The 24,533-nt window shown below is 29.7% G+C and carries 21 protein-coding genes, 8 tRNA genes and 1 other RNA gene; 3 read left to right on the forward strand and 27 right to left on the reverse strand.

Annotated elements, in window-relative coordinates:
* Nucleotides 1–75: 75 nt before the first annotated feature.
* From leuS to AXF11_RS04185, 5 genes are all read right to left on the reverse strand, one after another.
* Nucleotides 76–2,754, reverse strand: coding sequence for a leucine--tRNA ligase (leuS, locus tag AXF11_RS04165; RefSeq protein WP_082729379.1), 2,679 nt, complete (start codon nucleotides 2,752–2,754; stop codon nucleotides 76–78).
* 111 nt (nucleotides 2,755–2,865) lie between these two features.
* The gene (locus tag AXF11_RS04170; RefSeq protein ID WP_068155226.1) at nucleotides 2,866–3,531 is read right to left on the reverse strand and encodes a hypothetical protein; all 666 of its coding nucleotides are present in this window, start codon (nucleotides 3,529–3,531) and stop codon (nucleotides 2,866–2,868) included.
* A complete protein-coding gene (locus tag AXF11_RS04175; RefSeq protein ID WP_068155229.1) occupies nucleotides 3,532–4,926 on the reverse strand; it encodes an ATP-binding protein in 1,395 nt (464 codons plus the stop codon). It lies immediately after the preceding gene.
* Between the two features lie 72 nt (nucleotides 4,927–4,998).
* Entirely contained in the window at nucleotides 4,999–5,691 is a 693-nt protein-coding gene (locus tag AXF11_RS04180; protein WP_068155232.1) for a hypothetical protein, read from the reverse strand.
* Nucleotides 5,692–5,737: 46 nt separating this feature from the next.
* Nucleotides 5,738–6,424, reverse strand: coding sequence for a response regulator transcription factor (locus AXF11_RS04185; protein WP_068155235.1), 687 nt, complete (start codon nucleotides 6,422–6,424; stop codon nucleotides 5,738–5,740).
* A gap of 191 nt (nucleotides 6,425–6,615) precedes the next feature.
* On the opposite strand from AXF11_RS04185, the gene AXF11_RS04190 reads away from it, so the two are divergent.
* The 3 genes from AXF11_RS04190 to AXF11_RS04200 all read left to right on the forward strand — a co-directional run bounded on the left by AXF11_RS04190 (nucleotide 6,616) and on the right by AXF11_RS04200 (nucleotide 9,099).
* Nucleotides 6,616–7,305: a YoaK family protein gene (locus AXF11_RS04190; protein ID WP_068155237.1), complete on the forward strand. Its 690-nt coding sequence runs from the start codon at nucleotides 6,616–6,618 to the stop codon at nucleotides 7,303–7,305.
* A 177-nt stretch (nucleotides 7,306–7,482) separates the two neighbouring features.
* Nucleotides 7,483–7,947, forward strand: a complete 465-nt coding sequence (locus AXF11_RS04195; RefSeq protein ID WP_068155241.1) for a hypothetical protein — start codon at nucleotides 7,483–7,485, stop codon at nucleotides 7,945–7,947.
* Between the two features lie 39 nt (nucleotides 7,948–7,986).
* The gene (locus AXF11_RS04200) at nucleotides 7,987–9,099 is read left to right on the forward strand and encodes an NAD(P)H-dependent flavin oxidoreductase (protein WP_068155244.1); all 1,113 of its coding nucleotides are present in this window, start codon (nucleotides 7,987–7,989) and stop codon (nucleotides 9,097–9,099) included.
* A 59-nt stretch (nucleotides 9,100–9,158) separates the two neighbouring features.
* On the opposite strand, the gene ssrS is transcribed toward AXF11_RS04200, so the two are convergent.
* The 22 genes from ssrS to AXF11_RS04310 form a co-directional block, all read right to left on the reverse strand.
* A non-coding RNA gene (gene ssrS / locus AXF11_RS04205) (6S RNA) lies at nucleotides 9,159–9,361 on the reverse strand.
* Nucleotides 9,362–9,422: 61 nt separating this feature from the next.
* Nucleotides 9,423–10,136 (reverse strand): Crp/Fnr family transcriptional regulator, encoded by a 714-nt coding sequence (locus tag AXF11_RS04210; RefSeq protein WP_231724764.1) that lies wholly within the window; start codon nucleotides 10,134–10,136, stop codon nucleotides 9,423–9,425.
* Nucleotides 10,137–10,309: 173 nt separating this feature from the next.
* Nucleotides 10,310–10,385 (reverse strand) — tRNA-Phe (locus tag AXF11_RS04215).
* Between the two features lie 4 nt (nucleotides 10,386–10,389).
* Nucleotides 10,390–10,475: transfer RNA gene (locus AXF11_RS04220), tRNA-Ser, on the reverse strand.
* An 84-nt stretch (nucleotides 10,476–10,559) separates the two neighbouring features.
* Nucleotides 10,560–10,634 (reverse strand) — tRNA-Glu (locus AXF11_RS04225).
* Between the two features lie 12 nt (nucleotides 10,635–10,646).
* Nucleotides 10,647–10,723 (reverse strand) — tRNA-Ile (locus AXF11_RS04230).
* 3 nt (nucleotides 10,724–10,726) lie between these two features.
* Nucleotides 10,727–10,803, reverse strand: a tRNA-Arg gene (locus AXF11_RS04235).
* Between the two features lie 11 nt (nucleotides 10,804–10,814).
* A tRNA-Lys gene (locus AXF11_RS04240) sits at nucleotides 10,815–10,890 on the reverse strand.
* Between the two features lie 5 nt (nucleotides 10,891–10,895).
* Nucleotides 10,896–10,971: transfer RNA gene (locus AXF11_RS04245), tRNA-Gly, on the reverse strand.
* 14 nt (nucleotides 10,972–10,985) lie between these two features.
* Nucleotides 10,986–11,073 (reverse strand) — tRNA-Leu (locus AXF11_RS04250).
* 360 nt (nucleotides 11,074–11,433) lie between these two features.
* On the reverse strand, nucleotides 11,434–13,017 hold the full coding sequence (locus AXF11_RS04255) for a prolyl oligopeptidase family serine peptidase (protein ID WP_068155247.1): 1,584 nt from the start codon (nucleotides 13,015–13,017) through the stop codon (nucleotides 11,434–11,436).
* A 29-nt stretch (nucleotides 13,018–13,046) separates the two neighbouring features.
* Entirely contained in the window at nucleotides 13,047–14,144 is a 1,098-nt protein-coding gene (gene aroC, locus AXF11_RS04260; RefSeq protein ID WP_068155250.1) for a chorismate synthase, read from the reverse strand.
* 174 nt (nucleotides 14,145–14,318) lie between these two features.
* Nucleotides 14,319–16,271 (reverse strand): peptidase, encoded by a 1,953-nt coding sequence (locus AXF11_RS04265; protein WP_068155252.1) that lies wholly within the window; start codon nucleotides 16,269–16,271, stop codon nucleotides 14,319–14,321.
* A gap of 49 nt (nucleotides 16,272–16,320) precedes the next feature.
* Nucleotides 16,321–16,941 carry a Type 1 glutamine amidotransferase-like domain-containing protein gene (locus AXF11_RS04270; protein WP_068155254.1) on the reverse strand — a complete coding sequence of 207 codons (621 nt, stop codon included), beginning with the start codon at nucleotides 16,939–16,941 and terminating at the stop codon, nucleotides 16,321–16,323.
* Nucleotides 16,942–17,093: 152 nt separating this feature from the next.
* The gene (aroA, locus tag AXF11_RS04275; protein WP_068155257.1) at nucleotides 17,094–18,386 is read right to left on the reverse strand and encodes a 3-phosphoshikimate 1-carboxyvinyltransferase; all 1,293 of its coding nucleotides are present in this window, start codon (nucleotides 18,384–18,386) and stop codon (nucleotides 17,094–17,096) included.
* 84 nt (nucleotides 18,387–18,470) lie between these two features.
* Nucleotides 18,471–19,532 carry a Bax inhibitor-1/YccA family protein gene (locus AXF11_RS04280; RefSeq protein ID WP_068155261.1) on the reverse strand — a complete coding sequence of 354 codons (1,062 nt, stop codon included), beginning with the start codon at nucleotides 19,530–19,532 and terminating at the stop codon, nucleotides 18,471–18,473.
* Between the two features lie 101 nt (nucleotides 19,533–19,633).
* On the reverse strand, nucleotides 19,634–20,167 hold the full coding sequence (locus AXF11_RS04285; protein ID WP_068155264.1) for a DUF2262 domain-containing protein: 534 nt from the start codon (nucleotides 20,165–20,167) through the stop codon (nucleotides 19,634–19,636).
* Between the two features lie 176 nt (nucleotides 20,168–20,343).
* On the reverse strand, nucleotides 20,344–20,805 hold the full coding sequence (gene tnpA, locus AXF11_RS04290) for an IS200/IS605 family transposase (protein ID WP_068154106.1): 462 nt from the start codon (nucleotides 20,803–20,805) through the stop codon (nucleotides 20,344–20,346).
* A 216-nt stretch (nucleotides 20,806–21,021) separates the two neighbouring features.
* On the reverse strand, nucleotides 21,022–21,558 hold the full coding sequence (locus AXF11_RS04295; protein ID WP_068155265.1) for a hypothetical protein: 537 nt from the start codon (nucleotides 21,556–21,558) through the stop codon (nucleotides 21,022–21,024).
* A 16-nt stretch (nucleotides 21,559–21,574) separates the two neighbouring features.
* Nucleotides 21,575–22,147 (reverse strand): hypothetical protein, encoded by a 573-nt coding sequence (locus AXF11_RS04300; RefSeq protein ID WP_068155266.1) that lies wholly within the window; start codon nucleotides 22,145–22,147, stop codon nucleotides 21,575–21,577.
* A 301-nt stretch (nucleotides 22,148–22,448) separates the two neighbouring features.
* Nucleotides 22,449–23,540: a 3-dehydroquinate synthase gene (gene aroB, locus AXF11_RS04305; RefSeq protein ID WP_068155268.1), complete on the reverse strand. Its 1,092-nt coding sequence runs from the start codon at nucleotides 23,538–23,540 to the stop codon at nucleotides 22,449–22,451.
* 101 nt (nucleotides 23,541–23,641) lie between these two features.
* Nucleotides 23,642–24,520, reverse strand: coding sequence for a prephenate dehydrogenase (locus AXF11_RS04310; RefSeq protein WP_068155270.1), 879 nt, complete (start codon nucleotides 24,518–24,520; stop codon nucleotides 23,642–23,644).
* Between the last annotated feature and the right edge of the window lie 13 nt (nucleotides 24,521–24,533).

Consider the following 24,533-nt stretch of genomic DNA (forward strand, 5'->3'; position numbering starts at 1 on the left):
CCTTTTATTTTTCACTATAAAAAACCTTTAACCTCCCCAATATTTCAAACTCCCCCTTCTATTTAAAAATATATTCTACCCTTTCACAACAACATTAACCAATTTATTAGGTACAACAATCACTTTCACAATTTCTTTCCCGTCAATAAATTTCTTAGCCTTTTCTGATTCCAGCGCAAGTTTTTCAGCATCATCTTTTGAAATACCAATTTGAGCTGACACCATGTCTCTTACTTTTCCGTTTACTTGGATTACCAAATTGAAAGTATGGTCTTTTGTCAATTCTTCGTCATATTTTGGCCATTCTTCTTCAAAAGTAAATGTTTTATTTCCTAAATAAGCCCACAATTCATCAGCTACATGCGGTGCAAACGGCGCAATTAACAAGATTGTTTTTTCCAATACTTCACGCCAGATTTTTTTACTTTCTGAAGAAATATTGTCTTTATCAATCACTTCTTGCTTGTAAGTCGTCATATCATTCAATAATTCCATGACAGCTGCAATTGCGGTATTGAAGTGAAAATCATCTTCGATACTTTCTGTAACTTTTTTCACTGTTTGATGCAATTTCTTTTGAATTTCTTCATCTTTTTGATTTCTCTTTTTCAATTCAACTCCGTAATGATTTTCTGATTTCGCATTGTGGTCAGAAAATTCTGCAGTTCCAGAAACCAATAAATACAATCTATTTATAAATCTATATGCCCCTGCAAGCCCATTCATGTTCCATTCTAATTCTTTTTCAGGCGGTGCAGCAAATAATGTAAACACTCTTGAAGAGTCAGCTCCGTATTCTTTCACGATTTCTTCAGGATCTACTCCATTATTTTTCGATTTACTCATTTTTTCTACTTTTGTAACTAATTCTTCCCCTGTTTTAATCGAAAACGCTTTCCCGTCTTTAAATTCAGCTTCTCTTGGGAACAAGTATCTTCTCTCATTTTGTGAATAGAATGAAGGCCCTAAAACCATTCCTTGCGTCAACAATTTTTTAAATGGCTCATTTGTGTCAACGTATCCCAAATCTCTAAGTGATTTGTGGAAAAATCTCGCATAAAGCAAATGCATTACTGCATGTTCAATTCCACCAATATATTGATTTACAGGTGTCCAAGCATCTGCGTCCGCTTTTTCAAATGGTTTTTCCGCATTGTGAGAATCCAAATATCTCAAATAGTACCAAGACGAATCAACGAAAGTATCCATCGTATCAGTTTCTCTTCTACCTTTTTTCCCATTCGGCAAAATCACATTTTTAAACTCTTCCGAAGTTTCAAGCGGATTCCCTTTCCCATTAAATTCAATATCAGTAGGAAGTTTCACAGGCAAGTTTTCTTCTTCCTCCAAGTAAATATTCCCATCTTCATCATAAATCACAGGAATCGGAGTTCCCCAATATCTTTGTCTACTAATCAACCAATCATGAAGTCTATAATTTACCGTTTTCTTACCAAGTCCAATTTTTTCCAATTTTTCAGTAATTTTCTCTTTTGCTTCATTACTATTTAATCCATTAAATTCTTCTGAGTTTACCAGTATTCCTGGAACTGTTAAAGCATTTTCCAATTTTTCAACAGAAACTTCTTCTAAATTTCCATTTTTATCAACAGGATTTACAACAATTTTCAAATCCAAGTTATATTTCTTAGCAAACTGAAAATCTCTTTCATCGTGTGCAGGTACCGCCATTACAGCTCCTGTCCCGTAATCCATCAATACATAGTTTGCAACCCACAACTGCACTTTTTTACCATTTACAGGATTAATCACATAAAGTCCAGAAAATACTCCTTCTTTTTCCTTATCTTCCGCTGTACGAGCGATTTTATCCTCATTTCTCATAGCTTCAACTTTTTCTCTAATGCTAGGATTTTCCTTTAAAATAACTTCTTCAACCAACGGATGTTCTGGTGCAACAGTTGCATAAGTAACTCCATAAAGCGTATCAGGTCTTGTTGTAAACACAGAAATTACAACTTCTCCCTTGTCATTCAATTTCAAATGTGAATTTCCATTATTTTCAAATTTATAATCTAAAATAAAGTCAACTTCAGACCCAGTCGATTTTCCAATCCAGTTTTTTTGCATAGTCAAAACTTGTTCAGTCCAGTGTCCTCTAAGTTCCTCATGTCCTGTAAGCAATTCTTCTGCATATTCTGTAATTTTAAAATACCATTGCGACAATTCCTTTTGAATAACATCAGTTTTACTATGTCTCCAGCATTTCCCATCTTCGACTTGCTCATTTGCCAAAACCGTATTACAGTCAGGACACCAGTTTACAAAAGATTTTTTCTTGTAAACCAATCCTTTTTTATACATTTCAATAAAGAATTTTTGATTCCATTTGTAATACTCTGGAGTATAGGTACTAAGTTCTCTATCCCAATCATAAGAAAGACCCATAAGTTTCAACTGTCTTCTCATATTGTCAATATTCGCTTTAGTCCATTTCCCAGGATGAGCCCCATGGTCAATCGCCGCATTTTCCGCAGGTAATCCAAAACTATCCCATCCAAATGGATGCAGCACATTAAACCCTTTCATCTTCTTATATCTAGCAATCGCATCACCAATCGCATAATTTCTCAAATGCCCAACATGCAATTTTCCTGACGGATACGCAAACATCTCAAGCACATAATAATTCTCTTTACCATCGGCTTTATTTTCAGATTTAAATACATCTTTTTGGGCCCATTTGTCTTGCCATTTTTTCTCAATTTCATTAGGATTATATTCCTTAATCATTATTTTTTCTCCTTCATTTTTCAGTATTTATTTTACAACTTTGGTTTTTAGCTTAACTTATAATATCTATTATTTTATCATATTTAATGGATTTTTCAAAAAGTAATTTGATTAAAAAAACTCTATTTCATCCAATGAACTCTCAAATGTATTTACTTTATTGCACATCTTTTCAAGAATTATACTTCCTTTTTGTGATTTCAAACCACAATAACGACAAAGATATTTAAAATTCTGATTATTATAAAAAATGTCCTCTTTATTCCTTACTTTTATTTCTTCAACACCTCCACTACTACTCTTTGATGCAATTAATACAGGAACGTTATAAATTTTTTTAGGAAAGTCAAAATCTAATATTCTTTTTTCCTTTTCTTTTTCATCTCTATAATTTAAATACAACATTTCAAATATAAAGTGCAACAACTTTGCTGATGAATAATATTTTTTTACAAGTTTATTATCTATTGTTTTAGATTTTAATTCAATATGAAATAAAAAATATTTATCATCTTTTAATCTTTTTACAAATAATACATTATCAACTGAACTAATTTCTTTTTTTAAAAATGGCAATAACCTTTTTAAATTTTCATCAACATTATTTATGTCCAAAGTCAATTTCAAGACTTGATATTTGTCTGGATTAAACAAAACTTTTACTTTATGGAGTCCAGTATTTTTTGTTCTTGTATTCTTTTTTTCTTCTAAATATAATTCTTCTTTTATTATTTCTGAAAATGAATTATCAAAATTATTATTTATAAAATCAAACATTTATTCTTCCTCCATTGCAAATAATAATTCCTGATACAAATTATCTATTTCTCCTAAAACTTCATTAAATGTTTCCGTTATTACCCCATCTTCTCCAAATTCAGCCTGCTCTATCGTTTTATTATTTAAAAAATAAATATTAACATCTTCCTGTCTTAATCCATAATTTTGTCTATCAATAGAATATTCTTTTATTATTTCATCATCAATTTTATCCTTACATTTTTCAAACATAATCATATTATTCATTTCCTGCGTAATTACTGGACTATGCGTACTAATAACAAATTTCAATCCTTGTTTTGATAAATAGTTTATAAGTTTCATTATTTTTCTCTGATTTTCAGGATGTAAATTCAATTCAATTTCATCAATAAAAATTATATCTCCCTTTTGTGCCTGATATTTTAAATATAAAAAGAACCCCGCTAAAGTTTTTACAGTTGAAGAAACTAATCCCATATTTAATTCAACATCATTTTCATTTTTATAAATAATCTGGTTAGATTTTATTATTATTTCTCCTTCAATTATATTTTGAATATCAATATCTTTTACAAGATTTTTATAAATTTCTGTTTCTTCCCTGTTTTCATATTCTTCCAATTGATTTAATCGTATTATATACTCATTTACAGGTTCAGAATATCTTGAAACATCTTTTAATAAATTCATATCTTGTGATAGTTCCAAATTTCTTAAAATATTATTTCTATTTTCTAACAATTGATTATAAAATAAAACAGCACCGCTTCTTTCTGCTGGAAAAAAATATATTTTAAAAAGATTATTGAATAAATATTTGCTAAAAAGATTCTCTAATCCATACCGTTTCAATTTTTCTTTCTTTAAATGTTTATTTACACTTATTACTGCATCTAATAATACTTCTAATGATGTTACTGACGTAATTGCATCTTCATAATTTTTAAAATAATCTTTTATCTCAAAAGTAATTTTATGATTTTTTTTCTTAGTTACTATACTTTTATTTTCTGATATTACCAATATTCTACTTTCAGCGTCTTTTTCTTTAAATTTTTTCATTTCATCAGTTAAATCTATATTAACTATTTCAAAATTTCTAAAAAAATCATTATGTACATGAAATGTCGTAATTAATTCTTTTCTCAATTTTATTTTTATTTCTTCTTCATAATTTTTTTGAAACCAATCATAATCAATAATTTTTTTTTCATTTAATACAATGTTATTTAAAAATGTAAAACTTGTAATGTTAAATTTATCCATAAATTTAAAATAACTATAAATTAAGTAACTCAAATAAGTCTTCCCAGTATTATTCTTCCCAATTATCAAATTAATTCCTTTTAAATCATTAAAATCTATTTCCCCATTGTTAATAGGACCTAAATTTTTAAATTTTATTATCATAAACTTTTCCTTTCCTAAATTTCATCCAACTTACTTCTTCTTCCTTTTCAACAAATAATCTATTTCAACCTACTAATACCCAAAATTCGGATTTTCAATCACCCATTTCTCATTCTTCTTATTAGCTTCCAAAATTTCTTTTCTTCCTACATATTTTCCATTTTTCGTCATTTTAGCCATTTCTTCATCCATAATTTCTATTTGAATTTCACCCATTATTTTAAAATATTTTTTGATAGCTTTTTCATCATTTTGTGAAATTGATTTTTGATATTCTTCCATTGTCTTTCCTGTTTTTTTCTTAAATGCTTCGTTCATTTTTTTTAACATTTCTTCAGATTTTTCAAACATTTTGTCTATGCTCATTTCATCTGTATTTACAGGAAATCCCAATTTAACTTTTACATATGCTTTCTCTCCATTGATATAGTCAATTTTTTCTATATCAATCTTGTAATATTTATACATCGTATCCATCATTTTAGAAAAATAATCCTCTCCAAAAAAAGAACCCATGATTTCCTTTATCTGATTTTCTCCATCTTTTTGACTTCCAGCAGAAACTCCTTTCATCATTTTATTCATTATTCCAAACATTTCCTCTTTTGAATAGATTCTACTCACTTCTTTTTCAATTTGAGAATTGTAATCTGAAAGAATACTTTGGTTAAATTTTACTGCTGGTTCTACTTCCACTTGATATTTTTCTTTTGCAAAAGTTCCTAAACTTAGTAATACAGATAATCCTAAAATTATTTTTTTCATAATTCTTACTTCTTTCTTTACTTTTATTTTTATTTTACTTTTTTATTTACTCCAAAATTTCAAATTTATATCCGACTCCCCAAATGGTTTTGATATTCCAATTTGAATGATCGTAATTATCTATTTTGGAGCGAAGCCTTTTTATATGAGTATCAACTGTTCTGCTATCGCCAAAATAATCAAATCCCCACAGTAAATCCAGTAAATTTTCCCTTGTGAAAACTTTGTTTTGATTTGTTGCGAGTGTCCAAAAGATTTCTATTTCTTTTTTTGTTAGTAAAATTTTCTCATCTTCAATTTTTACAGTAAAATTGTCCAAGTCAATTTCTAAATTATCGTATTTGAATAATTTTTTATCCTGATTTTCTTTTGGAGACAATCTTCTTAAAATTGCATGTATTCTAGCAATTATTTCTCCCGGTGAAAATGGCTTTACAATGTAATCATCCGCTCCAATTTCCAGTCCCATTATTTTTTCATAGTCTTCTCCACGAGCAGTAATCATAATAATCGGCACATTTGAAAAACTTCTTATTTCACGACAAACTTCAAAACCATCTTTTTTAGGCATCATGACATCCAGCAAAACTATATCAAATTTATTATTTCTAACTTCACTTAATGCACTTTCTCCATCAAAGACAGTTGATACAATAAAATTATTTTTTTTACAATACTGTGAAATTATCGAAACAATTTGTCTATTGTCATCTGCAATTAACACATTATACATTTTTTTACCTCTTTTAATTTCTCTTTTTCATATTTTATCATAAATTTTAAAAATTTCATACTTTAAAAATATACAAAAGTCTGATAAAATATCTTTATACAAGAAGCTTTTTGAAACAGGAAATGAAATAAATAGAATTAAAAGAAAGGAGTGTATGATGATATTATTATACATTTATCATACAGAAGGAAATGAGAAGAGAACTTAAGAAAATTTTTTTTATAAGAAAAAAAGATTCTGTGCAAACATTTAGGCTTGCTGCGCTGCTTTGCATTGTTGGGGGATTTTTAGACGCTTACACTTTTACTACAAGAGGAAAAGTTTTGGCAAATGCACAAACTGGAAATTTAGTTTACCTTGCCATAAATCTTGCCAAAAGAAATTATCAAAAAGTTTTTTCTTATTTTGTCCCAATTTTTGTCTTTGCGCTTGGAATCTTGTTTTCAGAATATTTAAAACATATATTTACAAAATATGAAAATTTTCGCTGGCAACACACTGCCATTATCATTCAGTTAATCGTAATGTTTTTTATTTCATTTATTCCATCAAATCACTTAAATATGCTGGTTAATGTGATAATTTCATTCATTGCTGCACTACAATATCAAGGTTTTAGAAGAATTCATGGAGTAAATGGTGCAACTACAATGTGCACGGGAAATTTGCGTTCTGGTATGGAATTTTTAAGTCTGTTTATAAAAACTAAAGATAAAGTATATTTTTATGATTTTTTAGTTTACATAGGACTAATTTCCTTTTTTGTAATCGGCGCAACTTTGTGTGCCGTTCTGGTTCAATTTTTTAAAAATTATGCTTTACTTGTATGCTGTGTCTTACAGTTTATCGTATTTTTAGTGATGTTCAAACAAAAAATTTAATTTATAAATTTTACAAAAAATAATTTTTAAATAACAATAAATAAAGGTTAAAAAGATTTTTTAATACGTTACAAAAAAAATTTTTTTACTTGTAAAAAGATAAAAAAAGTTATATAATGAGAGCAAGTAACACCTGTTACATTGTTAAAAAAAAGTTAATAATTAAGGAGGTTTCTTATGTTTGAAAAATTTCGTTTTGAAAATCTTTCAAAAATAATTCAATTGTATGTCTTGAATTTATTTAGTCAAATTATTAAAAAAGATAATTTGGCAATTTTTTCAAAAATAAATTTTTTTAATGTAGGAAATATTTCCTTACTGTATGAAAAAAATAAAAAAATCTTAATTAATAAAAGTACTAATTTTTTAAAATTATTAGACGAACATATTCTAAATTCAGAAATAGATTTATCTTTTATCGAAAATGTCGATGTTAAAAAGTTAATTCAGAATTTTGAAAAACTTTGTGCCAACGGATATAAAAATTTTATTGAAAAAGACATTAGGAAAAAAATAATTGAAAAATTTACAAATTGTCTAAAAAATCAAATTGTAATTTACTTATTTTCAAATATAAAAATTAACTATATTTCTGAAAATGCAAGAGTAAAAATAAGCCGTGCCCCACCTTTCATAAAATAACTTAAAAAATTTACAAAAAATATCGTGGAGGAATTAAAAATGGCTAAAAAAGAATTAAAAGGAATTAAAATAGGAAAATATGAAATTGAAAAACCGATTGTTCAAGGTGGAATGGGAGTTGGAATTAGCTGGGACAGACTTGCTGGAAATGTAGCCAAAAATGGCTGTCTTGGCACGATAAGTTCAATTTGTACAGGATATTACCAGAATATGAGATTTGTAAAAAGACAAGTAGATGGAAGACCAGTTGGGACAGAAAATACTTACAACAGAGAAGCTCTTATCGAAATATTTAAGAATGCAAGAAAAATTTGTGGCGATAGGCCTCTAGCTTGTAACATTTTACACGCAATCAACGACTACGCAAGAGTTGTAGGTGACGCACTGGAAGCTGGAGCAAATATTATTGTAACGGGAGCAGGACTTCCGCTAGAGCTTCCAAAACTTGTAAAAGATTATCCAGACGTAGAAATAGTGCCGATAGTCTCATCAGCAAGAGCGCTAAAAATAATCTGTAAAAAATGGAAAGCTGCTGGAAAAATGCCTGGAGCAGTAATCGCAGAAGGTCCTAAAAGTGGAGGACACCAAGGAGCTAAATATTCCGAATTATTTGCACCAGAACATCAATTAGAAGCAATTTTACCACCAATAAAAGAAGAAAGAGACAAATGGGGTGATTTTCCAATAATTGCAGCAGGCGGAATTTGGAACAACGAAGATATTCATAAAGTGATGGAATTAGGAGCAGATGCTGTTCAAATGGGTACAAGATTTATAGGTACATACGAATGCGATGCAAGTGAAAATTTTAAGCAAAATTTAATTAATGCAAACGAAGAAGACATCGTAATTGTAAGCTCTCCTGTTGGTTATCCTGGAAGAGCAGTAAAAACAAACTTGATAAAAACTTTGGAACCTAATACTAACAAAATAAAATGTATAAGTAATTGTATCTTTCCTTGTGAACATGGAAAAGGTGCAAACAAAGTGGGGTACTGTATTGCAAACAGCTTAGGAGATGCTTACTTAGGTAAACTTCAAAGCGGACTATTTTTTACAGGAGCAAATGGATATAGATTAAAAGAGATAGTTCATGTTAAAGATTTAATTGAAGAATTGATGACAGGTATTCAGACTTCTAAAAATATTTAAAAAATGAAAAATAAAAAAATAACCGGAGTATGAAAAATACTTCGGTTTATATTTTTATTAAAAAATCCAGTCTACCGTTCTAATTTGATTTTTGGTTGCCTGTAAATGTTACAGGTGGTAGTCATATTTACAAAAGTACAGGATCCGTGCTAAGTTTTCTTACCGCCGTGATTTTTCTGAAACAATTTATAAAGAGATGACCCCATTAAAAAAGGAGTAAAGCCCAAAAACAATTAATTAGTAACGAATAGACCAGAAATTTATTCTTAAATTATTTAAAAATTTCCTTTACTTAAACAGTATAACTTTTATCACTAAAAATGTCAAATATTTTTTTGAGAAAATTTATCAAAATTTACAAGATAAGTATTTTTATCCACTTTTTTTAATATATTTTTTTTGCATAAATTAGAAATTTCTCTCGACAAAGCTGGACGTGTTACATCAAACTTTTTTGCAAGTGAAGAAATATTAGGAGAAAATTTTATTTTATTGTTTTTAGAATTTTTTTTAATATAGCTTAAAACTTTTTCACCAATCGTCTTATTTACAAAATTAAACCAAATTCTTTTAGATAGATACTGACTCTTATTTGAAATTTCATCAATAAAATTCAAAAGTAACTTTTCATTTTTTTGAATCAAAGTAAAAAATTTATCTCGATCAATCATTAATAATTTTACTTCTTCCAATGTTATTAAATCAACAGGAAAAGTGTTGTCTTCTCCAAAAATAAACGCTGGCGCCAAAATTTCGCTCGTTTTGATATGACTAATTACAATTGAATTACCATTAAATTTCTGCATTTCAGCTATGAGTGTTCCTTTTATTAAAATATTTACATTCGTAATAAAATCGCCACGAAAAAATACAGTTTCATTTTTTTTATAAGTTTTTATTTGATATTCAGTTTCTTTTAAAAATAAAGTGACAGATGAAATACTGTAACCATTAAATAGTGGAACTTTTACAAGCAATTGTGAAATATCTTCAATATTCATATCATCACCAATTTCTTTTAAAAAATTTTTTATCACAAATAATTTTACTATAATATTATTATTTTGTCAAACTATTTATTTTGAATGTATAGGACAAAATATTTATTCATCTCAAACAAAAAAAGTTGTTTCTAAATAATACAATGTATCAGATTATAAACATAAAATTAAATATATAAAAAAAAACGACCTATTTAGTCGTTACAAAATGGTGCCCAGACGCGGAATCGAACCACGGACACAGGGATTTTCAGTCCCTTGCTCTACCGACTGAGCTATCTGGGCATAATGGCGGGTGAACTGGGATTCGAACCCAGACATCTTGCGATTTCGCCGGTTTTCAAGACCGGTCCCTTGCCGTTCGGACATCCACCCAAAACTTTAATTTAATTCAATAAAGTAAATATATTGTAGTTATTTTAAAAAAAATACCACATTTTAATATGGTTTCAAAAAAAATGGTACGGTCTAGGGGAGTCGAACCCCTGTTGCCAGGATGAAAACCTGGAGTCCTAACCACTAGACGAAGACCGCACAAATTCAAAATGGTGGATCCAGCTGGACTTGAACCAGCGACCGCTCGGTTATGAGCCGAGTGCTCTAACCAGCTGAGCTATGGATCCATATGGCGTGCCTGAAGAGATTCGAACTCCTGGCCCACGGCTTAGAAGGCCGTTGCTCTATCCAACTGAGCTACAGGCACATATGGTAAAATGGTGAGCCATACTGGGATTGAACCAGTGACACCTTGATTAAAAGTCAAGTGCTCTACCGACTGAGCTAATGGCTCATATTTGGAGCGGGAGACGAGGGTCGAACTCGCGACATTCAGCTTGGAAGGCTGACGCTCTACCAACTGAGCTACTCCCGCACAAAATATAGTTGTGGTGCCTCGGGCCGGACTTGAACCGGCACGGAATAATATTCCACAGGATTTTAAGTCCTGTGCGTCTACCGATTTCGCCACCAAGGCACAATCTAACTTTCTTAAAATTTGAACTACTTGATTAGTATATCATACATTTTTTATATTGTCAACAACTTTTTTCTAACTTTTCAGTAAAAGGTGAATTGCAACTGTAAATGTCACTTTTTATGAAATACACTGTTTTAATTCGACACCACATGGATGTACTAGAATATTTTGGAACAAATAAAAAACTTCTATCTTAAGTTTCTTATCTATTCCATAAACTTCTATAATAACCATTTTTCTGTTCTTTTTAACAAAAATATTATCCTGTATAAAAAATGCTTAAATGGTCATAAAAATAAGGGAAAAATAATGGTCTATTTCCTTTAGAAAATAATACAAAATTTGTCTTTAAAATTTTTATTTTCTTTTGACTTTCTTCTGAAAATTCATCCATTCAAACACGTTTTTAAATATTTTTCCATGTAAACTAGCTTTCTTGTTTCCACCTTTTCCAGCGTTACTTGGCTCAAATCCAAAAGTTTTGGTATCTTTAGAATTTTTTATTTTATCTCTATTTTGCACTCCTTCTACTTGATTATTTAAAAAATATATCCACGAAAAATGCCCTGGAAATCTAGAATTTGGCTCATCTGTTCCTATCACATTTTCATAGTATGAATACCACGCATTATCCGCTCCGGCCTTCAATAAATCTCTGTATGTTGGAAGTGAGAACTTTTGTGGCGTTACAATTCTATCATCTGCCGTTGCAATAAACCAAACTGGTGTTTTTTTCATTTTTTGAATTTTTTCCTTTGTTACCCATAATTTCTTTGTTTCTTTAAATTTTGAAACTGCACTATTTTCCCCGCCTGCAGAAACTTCAATATCATTTATTTTATAAGTTCCGTCAGTATTTCTCGCATATTCATAATAAGCATACGCCTCACAAATTGGTACAGCCGCTGCAAAATAGTCTGGATAATTAATTATCATATTTACTGTCATATATCCGCCGTTTGAATCTCCAGCAAGATAAATTCTTTCTGTATCAACAGAAGGATTATGTTTCACATATTCTTTAATCGTATCCATCAAAATTTGTGTATATCGTGAAATTCCACTTCCATTACCATTTGTCCCGTCACCTTCATCCATCCAGTAAGTAGGCGACTGCACAGCTAGCACAAATGCCCCCTTCGTATCACTTCCACTCGTAGTAAAATATTTCTGAATTTCCTCTTTTGCAAGTGCCGAAGTTTCTGTTCCCAAAATATCAATATCAGGATCATCTCCACCTTCACCTTGTCCATGAAGCCAAATAATTAATGGTTTTTTCTCACCTTTTTTCAAATTTTCAGGCTCATATGCAGCCATTTCCAATTTCAAATTTTCCATCTTTTTAGTAATCGGATTTTTGTAATTTCCACTAAATGAACTTCTGTAATTAAATAATGCTGTATCATTTGAAATACGATTATTAATTACATCTTCCTTTTTATTAATCGCATAATCTTTCCTATCAACAGTAACTTTTCCATCAATTTCTACAACATATTCTTTCGCCCATTCATTAAAAAATTTCTTAATATTATATGAAAACGGCGATCCTTCATATTTCAAAGTCTTCTGATTAAATACATTTTCCAATTCAAGCGTAACAATTCCAGTATCAAAGGCTTTTTCCCCCTTACCATCTGAAATATATACATTAGTTACCTTTCTCTCAACTCCATTAGTCTTGACCTTCCAATTATTTTTATCAAGCCCAGTAATTCGATAATCATCCATTTGCAAAATAATTTTACTCACGGTAGGCCCACTTTCAAAACCTTTTACAAAAATACTGATTTTCTTTACTCCATCATAATTCGGTAATTTCACGGACTTTTCACTTACCTTCCTAAAATTTCTTGTTTTCGCATCGATCTTTTTAGCACTATTCCCGACTACTCCAATCGCTAAGAGAAAAAATATTGCAGTCATTAAGCTTTTTTTCATAATTTTCTCACTTTCTCTATTTTAATTTTTTACAATCGATATTTCCTAGCTTCCAAAACTCTATCCAAAATTACAATCGCCGTAGCCGCCTCCAATACTGGCACTGCTCTCGGTACTATTATTGGATCATGTCTTCCATGAACTTCCAAAATATCATTTTTCTTAGTTTCAAGATTCACAGTTTTTTGTGCTTTTTCAATTGAAGCCGTCGGTTTTATCGCCACTTTAAATGAAATTGGCATTCCAGTCGTTATTCCACCTATAATTCCACCGTTATTATTTGTAAATGATTTTATTTCTCCATTTTCATCAAAATACATCTCATCATTTGCTTCGTACCCTGTCATTTCTGTAATTCCAAAGCCTGCCCCAAACTCTATTCCTTTTGTAGCCGGCACCGAGAAAATCATTCTCGAAAGCTCACTTTCCATTGACTCAAAATATGGATCTCCTATTCCCGCAGGAAGTCCTGTAACCATAAGTTCCACAATTCCACCAAGTGAATTTTTTTCTTCCCTAGTTTTTTCTACAGCCTTCTCAATTTTTTCCACAATTTTTTCATTCAAGACAGGCAAAGTCATATTTCTAAGTTTCTCAATATTTTCCTCTGTAATATCGCTTTCCACAAAATCTCTATCTTCAATATTCTTTACCGATTTAATATGTGCTGCAATTAAAATCCCTTGCTCCTTCAAAATCTGTTTTGCAATTGCTCCAGCAAATACCAATGAAGCCGTTATTCTCCCTGAAAAATGTCCGCTTCCACGAATATCATTAAATCCGTTATATCTATTAAATCCGCTCCAATCTGCATGTCCCGGTCTTGGCTTTCTTTTTAATTCGCTGTAATCCTTTGAACGCTGATTTGAATTTCTGATAATCATCGCAAGTGGTGTTCCTGTCGTTTTTTCATCAAAAAATCCACTCAAAATCTCAAATTCATCCTTTTCCACTCTAGGTGTTGTCAATTTAGATCTTCCAGGCGCTCTTCTTCTCATTTCCTGCGAGAGAAATTCCAAATCCAGCTCCGTTCCTGCCGGAATTCCGTCAATATTTACTCCCAATGCATTTCCATGCGATTCTCCAAAAATCGAAATTTTATAATTTTTTCCAAAATTTGCTGCCATTTTCTTACTCCTTCTATTTTATACAAATCATAATAAAAAATGATTTTTATCTTTTAACAATTTTTCTTTAATATATTTTAAAATATTCCACAATACTTTAAAAATTTAATTTTTAACTTTATATCCATTTTTAATAATATCAATCTTTATTTGCAACTTTTAAGATTGAAAACTCTATTTTTCAGCCTTTACTAAATCTTTATAATTTTTAACTTTTGTTTTTTCTTCTTTTGAAAGTAAATTATATAATTTACGAACCATTTCCACATATGATTTTTTCGTATATTTTTCGCCAGTTCTCTTATTCAATACTATTTTTTCAGCGTTCGGAATATCACTTATCAATTTACTCACAATAATATAAGGTTTCCAATCTTCTGTGTAAATATCACTTTTTCCATTAGGAGTATATTGAGCTGTGTTCAATTCAGCAGTCCCAGATCCTTTTTTAATATTTCCATTTTTATCACGACCAAGCCATTTATTTTTTAACTGTTCCACTTTTCCACGAGCTTGAGCAGTTTCCCGTCTTTGCTCAAATAGCCACTCAAAAGGATAATCTATTTGATACCCATATTTCCAAGTTGACATATGTGACCCCTTGCTAAATTCTCCCCAGTTAATTCCAGTACCTGGTTTTGTATTATCATGGGTTGTCATTTTTTTATCAATTTTATTTTGCTCTTCAACAGAAAGATAAGGATCCCATTCGTCATGAGCAATTTCAACTCCTGCAGCCTTAAAATATTCCTGAATCGTTTTCCACAAACTTGTTGCCATCAAATCATTTGAAGCTGTATGAACCAATATATTATCATCAGAAATCATATAATACCAATTTTGATAATTCTTTTTATCAAGTCCAAATCCATTAAAACTAATCGAATCATTTTGTGGTGAACGAGCTGGCGCACCATTATTTTGAAAATCTTTATTATAATTATTAGACCATTGAGAGCCTAAAATTGCCACTCCCGCAAAAAAATTATCTCTTTGTGCCGCCATATCTAAAAGAAGCATTCCTCCCATAGATTGCCCAGTCCCATAAATACGGCTTTCATTAATATATCCTTTATATTCCTTCAAAACAGAATCCAAAAGTTCCCAAATTGCTGGATTTTCTTCACTCGAAGAAACAACATCATTAGTAGAACGACGATTTTCTTCAACTTGTGGAACAATGATTATTGCTGGATGTTTCTCTTGAAGTTCTTTACTTGCCATTTTTGCAGCCGCTTTTGTAGAAGTCAGCGAAGCCATTGGATCAGTATCATTTGCTCCTGCGTGTTCCATATGAAGTACAACCGAGATATTTCCTTTATTCTTTTCTAAAACTTCTTTATTTGGAATATAAATTGCATAAGGTAACTCAAAATTCTCATATTTCCCAGCATATTCACTATATGCCTTAGTTGCCTTAAATCCTCCATTTCCAATATAGTTTATTTTCCAACCACTATTTTTGTCAAATTCTGGCAAGATAATTTTATTTTTATCTGCTGTAATAATACTCTGCTTAACTGTTTCACCTGTTGGTCTAGTTTGCTGTTTATCTTCCAAAGTATAATTTGAGATTTCTCTAGTTCCAGCAGCAATTTTCCCATTTTTCCCAGCAACTTCTCCAATTTGTTTCACACCAACCATCATTGTACTTGTATAGGATAAATTTTGTCCAGCAAGCATATAATCTGTATTCACTTCAATTATTACATATTTTCCTTCTTTAGTGCCACCATTTTTAGAAATTTCTGGCTTATCGTTAACATAAACTTTTGTGATTTGTCCTTCATTCCCTTTCGTACCATCTCTATCAATTTCCACAGTTTTCTCAAAGCCATCTTTTTTCTCGCTATAAATCGCATAATCTGTAATCTCATAATCATTTTTATCCACAGAATCTGACTTAATATTCTGATTATACTCAACAATAATCGCCGAAGTTTTCGCACCTTCCAAATCTACAAATCCATAAGATTTAACATTAACAATTGCATTATCAGCTAAAATTGATTTTGATATTTTACTTTTATTCACAGTTTTTGCAACAGAAATAGTACTAAATGTCATTCCTGATAAAAATAAGACCATCAGTCCAAAATATAGTTTCTTTTTACAATTTAATTTCATAAATTTTTCTCCACTTCTCACAATACTTTTTCCACACTAACGTTTATTTTTACTTGTTATCATTTTTTACAACAAAATCTTTTCCATTTACCAAAACTGCCTCACTATTGCTTATTGGAAGCAAATTTAATTTATTTTCATAAATTTTTATAGTTTCTTTTGTACTTTCGACAAACGGAAATTCATTATTATGTGGCAAAATATAAAAACCTGTAATATTCATTGCTTCATAATTATCTAAATCAGGAGCAATTTCCTTATTATCCATTATCTGATTGTATTCTATATTTTTAGAAGTAATAATCGCTCCAGCCGATTCTCCTATATAAAACATTCCATTTGAAATTTTGTCTTTAATAGCATCTAAAATTTTTTTACGTTTTAGTTCCTGCAATAGATAAAATGTATTTCCACCTGATACATACAAAATTTTTGTATCCTTCAATATATTTTCTATTTTTTGTTTTTCTGTTTTTGAAATATCTAAAATATTTATTGAAAATCCCAATTCCAAAAATGCCTGCTTAGCTTCGTCTACATATCCTTTATAATCTTCAGTGTTTGAGGCAGTAGGAACAAACGTAATTTCTTTTTCTGGTACATCTTTTAAAAATTCTTTCACTAAATTTTTTGTTCCTGCTAAATATGATGTCAAAAATAATTTATTCATATAAATTCCCTTTCCTAACAGTTTTAATTAAATTTTACATTCGCATATTCAATTAATTCTCTATTTCTATTTTAAAAAATTTCATTTTAAATTTTACCATTTTTAACTTATTTTTCTATTACAAATAATCTTTATCTTTCTAGAAAATCTTTTTAACAATCTTTCTCTATTTCTCCACCCATTTTCACAAAATCATCCCAGAAATGAGGATAAGATTTTCTGACACTTTCAGCCTCTTCCAGAATTATTTCCTTTTCGCATCTTGTTGAAGCGATTGCAAGCGACATTGCAATTCTATGATCATTCCAAGCATTTACTGTAACTCCGCCTGCAAATCCTTCTACACCTTGAATAATTAAATTGTCCCCTTCTTCAGTCACATTCGCTCCAAGTTTATTCAATTCCGTCTTTATCGAAGTTATTCTATCCGACTCCTTTATTCTAAGTCTTTCTCCATTAATAATCCTAGTTTCCCCTTCACTCAAGGCCCCTAATACCGTCAAAATCGGTGCAATATCAGGACATTGCGAAATATCGATTACTGTTCCTTTAGTTTTAGAAGGCTTTACAATTACATAATCATCGAAAATTTCAATATTTGCACCCATTCTTTCAACAATTTCTATTATTTCCCTGTCGCCTTGCAGCGAGTTCTTATTCACATGCAGGCATTTCACTTCATTATCCTTGTTTGCAGAAATTATTCCAGCCACAATCCAGAACGCCACTTGCGAATAATCTCCCTCAACAGTATAATCAAACGGCTTATAAATCTGATTTCCCTTTATATCGAAACTCTTATAGTCATTGTTCACAATCTCAATTCCTGCCAGTTTCAATATTTCCAATGTCAAATCAATATATCCCTTTGACTCCAGATTTTTATTAATAGTCAACTTTGAATCCCCATCCAAGAGTGGCAAAGCATGCAAAAGTCCTGTAATAAATTGTGAACTTATATTCCCGTCAATTTCAAAATTTCCCGCCTTCAATTTTCCATTCACTGTAAGTGGCAATTTCCCATTCTCATTTTTATAAAAAATGCCCTGTTTATCAAAAATCCTATAATACGAGTCAAGCGGTCTGTCCACCAGCTTCCCCTTTCCATCGAAAATCAGCTCATTTTCATTCGTAATTCCAATCGGTATCAAAAACCTGATTGTAGATCCCGACTCATTGCATTGCACATACTTATCCTTTGGAACAACTTTTCCGCCATTTCCGATAATTTCAAGAGCATTTTCAAAACGCTCTATTTCTGCTCCCCAGTTTTCCATAATATCCGTTGTTGTTGTAATGTCTACTGAAAACTTTAAATTATCAATTTTTGACTTCTTCCCACCTTCAGCTAATGCCGCTGCAATCACCGCTCTATGCGAATAACTTTTTGATGGTGGGATTTCTATTGTACCGTTTAAGGTGCTTGGTTTTATTTTTATTTTCATAAATTTTTTCCTTTCTTTTATTTTTTACTTATATTGTCTTTTTAATTGATTTATCCTTTTTTCACACAATTTTCTTTTATTGTTTTAAAGTTTAAAAGAAAAACATGTCACTCCAACTATAATAGCAACTATTCCTATCCAAAAAGGTATTGCTATATATTTAAAACTATTTTTTATAAAGTAAAATAACACACTCATTCCTAAAATAATAATTCCTGTAATCATTAAAATTTTAGAAACTATATTGTCCTGTATATGTAATATACTTGTTGTACCTATACCAAACAAAGAAAAAATCATCAAAAATATTCCCATTATTTCTAATGTTTTTTGATTAAAATTTTTGTAATTTTCTTCTAAATTCTCATACTTTTCGATTATTTTTTCTGTTTTTTCCTCCAATTCCCTGTATTTATTTGATATTTTTTCATCAAAACCTTTATATCTTTGTTCTAGACTTTCATAAGACTTTTTAGAAGTTTCTTCTAAAATTTCATATTCCTTTCTCATTTTTACCAAATATTCTTCTAATAAATTTTCTCTTATTTTTATTAATTCTTCACTAAATAAACTAAATACATTATCTAAACCTAATATCCATCCAAATTTTTCAGCATATTCCTTAGCACTTTCATTATCTTCTCTTTTATCTATTATATCATATATTTTTTCACTCAATTTTACAAAGACATCTATTTTATTCATTTTTTTCTTATATTTTTTTTGGAATTCAATATAATTATCTTCTTTAATTTCAATTTCTTCATATATAAATTTATCTATTAAATTACCTTCTTCAATCTCTGAAACCATTTTTTTTAAATATTCGTTTATATTATTTTTCAAAAAATTATTTTTATCTTTTAATTGTTGAAGAGTGTGATCATTACAGAAATCGTCAATTTGTTTTTCTACTCCGCCATCACGAAAATTTTCATAAAATTTTTCTCTTTCTTTCTCATTAATTTCTATTATTCTTTCTATTTCTTGAATAGTATTTTCATTTAATTGATAATCTTCATTAATTTTTATTTCTAAAAATTCTTTATTCTCTTCTAATATTTTATAAATTTCATAATATTTATTTAATACTTCGTACTCATCTTTTATTTCCTGAATAGTCGTTTTTTTTATTTTTTTTGACATAATTTTCTCCATTTTATATTTTGGTATTAATTATGAGTTTTTTACATAAATTAACTTTTTCTTAATTATTATACAATCTAAAAATATTTAAAACTAAAAATTTATCCTACAATATCCGCTTCACTGCTAAATTCCCCGCTAACATTCCCCGTTAAATCAATCCAATGCCCTGCAAAAAATACTTCATCATCATAAAAATACACCGTAAAATCTCCGTCAGAAGTTATGTTCAAACTTTCTAAATAAATTCCATTTTTAAAAACTTCTTTTGAAACTTTTTGTTCTTTTAACTCTTCCTTTTCTTTTTCCGTAAATTTAGAATTTGAATTTTTTTCAAGTATTTCTATCATTCCATCCACATCTTCCTCATCGACCGAAGAAAACCAATCTTCCGCTAACCAACGCAAATCTTCCACAATTCTATCTCTTATTCTCTCATCCCATTCTTTTTGATTGAGATACATAATTTTAAATTGTTCAATTGCCCCTTTAACTTCTTCTACTTTTTTCTCTTCACTCCAATTATGCCCAATTCCACCATCAAAACTCACACTTATTTTTCTCCCAAGCCACTCAACTTCAGTTTCAAAATTTTTTATTTCTCCAAAAACTTCATCTTTTATAGCATCACTCATATTAGTCCTCCATTTTATTCTTTTTTAATCCCAAGTCAAGACCACCCTTCAAAAGGGTGGCTTGCTCTACGGCTATAAGCCGTCGGGTCTCCTACTTCGCCTAAAGACGATACTTGACCTTCGTTCAAGCTACTGTTGTATTTGACTCGTTGCTACCTCTTAAAGAGGTATCCGTACTACTTGCTACCCTTAAAAGGGTCTTCATATTCCTTTACACTTAATTTGTCCATCGCTATATCATGTTTCTCCTGTTCGGCTATATATTTTTTTATTGTTGCTTCATTTAAGCCTACTGTGCTTACATAATATCCTTCTGACCAGAAATGTCTGTTTCCAAATTTATATTTTAAGTTTGCATGCTTATCAAACATCATCAATGCACTTTTCCCTTTCAGATATCCCATAAAACTTGATACACTTATTTTTGGTGGTATGCTTACCAGCATATGCACGTGATCTTTCATCAGATGTCCTTCTATTATTTCAACTCCTTTATATTCACATAATCTTCTTAAAATTTCTCCCACACTTTTTCTGTATTGACTATATACAATTTTTCGTCTATACTTAGGTGTAAATACTATATGATACTTACACATCCATTTAGTATGAGACAGGCTATTAGTTTTATTAGCCATATAAACACCTTCCTTTCATTAATAGTAGCTTGAACAACTCTATTATAACGGAAGGTGTATTTTGTTGCAAACTTACGTTTCCGCACCCGCATAGCAGGTGGTTTTATGTTTCGCACGCTTTGCGTACTCAACTGACTAAAGTCAATAATAAATTCATCAGACACTGTCTGACGAATTCCATTTTTTGAATAAACTATATAAAATCTAATTTCCCTCTTAATTCTCCTTACTCATCTGTTTCTTTTTCTCAGCTTTTATAAAAGCAACTATAGATATAATCGCAACTAAAATTATCCAAACCCAATCTTTATATATTTCACTACTTATTTTAAAGACTCCCATCCACGAATAAGATAAACCTTCTAAAAATGGTAATTTTTGCTCTTTTTTCAAATAATAAACTACCAAAACTACATCAACAAAGTATACTGCAATCATGGAAAAAATTGTAATTACAGGAATTCCTTTTGTAATATCCCTCATTGGCAAAGCCTCATATTTTGGATTTAGTAAATTTTCATTTTTAGCATTTGCTCCAAATTTACTTTGACGCATAGGTTTGACAATATTTTTTCTTTCTGTCTCTGTCTTTTTAATTTTTATTCCAAATATCCAGCCAAAAAAAACTATAAAAAATATAATTATAGAAATTATTTTATATCCTAAAAAAATCATCGAAAATCCTAAGCAAATCATAGTTGCAACAATAGAACTTAACCCTGCAAATAAAATTCCATTTAAATATCTCTTCATAAATAATCCCTTTCATCTAATTTTTATTCAGCTCTTTTATTAAAAAGACTAACAGATTTTCACAGAAAATCTCCATTTCATTTCCAAAAGCTAAAATAATATTATTATTTAAATCCTTTACAAATATCACTCCATCTGCTACACCAATTATATATTCTTCCCAGTTATATATTTCATCATCAAATGTAATATTTTCTTTCGAAACTTTTATTTTCTTTAAATTATCAAAATTCTCAATTTGCTTCTTGTCTGAGAAAAGACTGAAACTTAATTTATGTGATTTTCTAAATAGAAACTCCTCACTTCCCCCATTTTCAATCTTTTCTAATGCACTTGGATAATTCTGTTTTACAAAATCTTCCTGAAATAAATCAAAAGCATCTTTTTTATACCCCCCTGCATTGATTTTTTCCCACTTTCCTTCGTTAGATTTGAAAAAAATGGCTGTAAATGTATTTCCCACCATATATACTTCCTTCGAAAGAAAATATTGCAAATTTTTATAATAATTTTTTTCATTTTTTCCTACGCTAAAACCATCATCATAAAAATAAATATTTGGATATTTCTTTTTATAATATGAAAACACAAAGAAATCTACTATACCCAATATAATTAATAAAACTATAAAAATTATAACAGTGGAAACATAAAAATTTCTGCTAATTTCAACTGTAAATAATAAAACTACTCATATATTTAATACCAGCAAAGAAATTAAAAATTTTACCGAATTAAAAATTATTTTTAACCAGTTCGCCTTTTCCACTTTTTTAAAATTTTCCTGTAACATATTTTTTCACTCCTTCACTATTTCAAATAGGTCAGACACTGTCTGACCTTTTCAGTTTTCTCACTTAATCACTTCCATTTTTTACAATTTCAAACACTTACTCAAAAATCTTTTCCGCCCCAATCTTCATAATCTCAACTTCCCCAATCTCTTTCAAAATTACAAAATTAATCCCATCACTCGTACTTTTCTTATCTCTTTTCATAATTTCAGAAATTTCATTTTTTGGATACTCAATTTCAGTCGGCAAATTCAACGCTTTAAGCAATTTCGCAATTTTCACAGCTTCCCCTTCTTTAGTAAACCCTTTTTTCTCTCCAATTTTCGTAATATCCACCATCCCAGCAGAAATCGCTTCTCCGTGAGAATATTTTTCATAATTCGTAAACTGCTCTATCGCATGCCCTATAGTGTGTCCAAAATTTAAAATCATTCTCAGATTTTGCTCTTTTTCGTCCTTTTCCACAACTTCTTTTTTTATTTCACAAGAGCGGTAAACAAGCTCATTCACATATTTCATCAGGTGCTCTCGCAATTTCTTCTTATAATTTTTATCATCATAGGAAATTTCTACTGTTTCCACTATTTCCACAAGTCTGTCAAAAAATTTCTTGTCATAAATGCACCCATATTTTACAATTTCCCCAAATCCATCGTAAAAATATCTATCTGTTAATGTATTTAAAAAATAATTATCAATTAAAACAAGTTTTGGCTGATAAAACGCCCCAACAAGATTTTTCCCTTCTGGTAAATCAACTCCAACTTTTCCGCCGACACTGCTGTCAACCTGTGAAACTATTGTTGTAGGAATCTGAATAAAATTAACTCCTCTCAAAAATGAAGCTGCTGCAAACCCAGCAATATCTCCAACAACACCACCACCAAAAGCTACAACCAGGTCTTTTCTTTTAACACCAGCTTCTACCATTGCTGAATAAATTTCCGGCATAATTCCAATATGTTTATTTTTTTCTCCAGCTTTTAGTACATAAACCGTGTAATCAAATCCATTAAACATTTTTTCATAAATATTTTTGTAAATTTCGTTCACATTCGAGTCAGTTATGACAAATAATTTTTCCCCACTATAAATTTCTTTTATATATTTTGGAAAATCTTTCGCATAATTTTCTCCAATTAAAATATCATAAGAATTTTTTCCTAAGCCCACATTTAATTTTTTCATAAAATTTTCTCCTAAATATTATTATAAGTCAAAAGTAAAACTTTGATTACAAAAATTTTTTTGTAAAAATACCACTGTATTTTTTATTCTTTTTATATTTTTTAATCTATTTTTTCTCTTCTTCTAGCAGAAATTATAAACTGTTCTTTTAATGTTCCAATATCGTCATTTTTCAAAGCATCTTTTATTATATCCAATTCATCTTCAAATTGCTGTATCATTTTCAATAAATTTTCCTTGTTTCCCAAAAATAGTTCCGACCACAAATCTTCGTTAATTTTGGCAATTCTTGTCAAATCCCTATATGAATCTCCAATAAATTTATTTGTATCATATTTTTGATTGTCGCTATTTACTAGTGAAACTGCTATTGCGTGAGTAAGCTGACTTGTAAAAGCGATTATTTCGTCATGTTCTTTAGCTGTTAAAAAACTTACACTTTTAAAGCCCATTTTTTTTATTATTTTGCTCAATAAATCCAAATTTTCTTTTTTATTTTTTTCGTCTTTTATAAGAATATAATTTGCACCTTCAAACACTCTGCTGTCTGCAAAGTCAATCCCGCGTTTTTCACGACCTGCCATTGGATGACCAAATATAAAATCAATATTTTTTTCACTTTTTTCAATAATCGGATCTATTTCTTCAATTATTTTTCCTTTAATCCCAATAACATCAGTAATAATTGCGCCATCTTTAAAATTTTCAATATTATTTACAAAAAATGATTTGACAATATTCGGATAAAGTGTGATTACGACAAAATCCGATTTTTGCAATGGCTCTTTTGTCTTTACAAATCCTTTGGTTATAATATTTTTCTCTTTAGCTTTTTTCAAAGTTTTCTCGTCAATATCAATTCCATAGATAGTTTTTACGCCAATATTTTTTAAGCCTTGAGCAACTCCCCCACCAATTACTCCAAGTCCAACTACTGTTACCGTTAAATCTTCTATATTTTTTAAATTATTTTTTATCATATCTATCTCATTT

Origin of the sequence: Leptotrichia sp. oral taxon 847 (assembly GCF_001553645.1) — a bacterium.
Taxonomy (GTDB): domain Bacteria; phylum Fusobacteriota; class Fusobacteriia; order Fusobacteriales; family Leptotrichiaceae; genus Leptotrichia.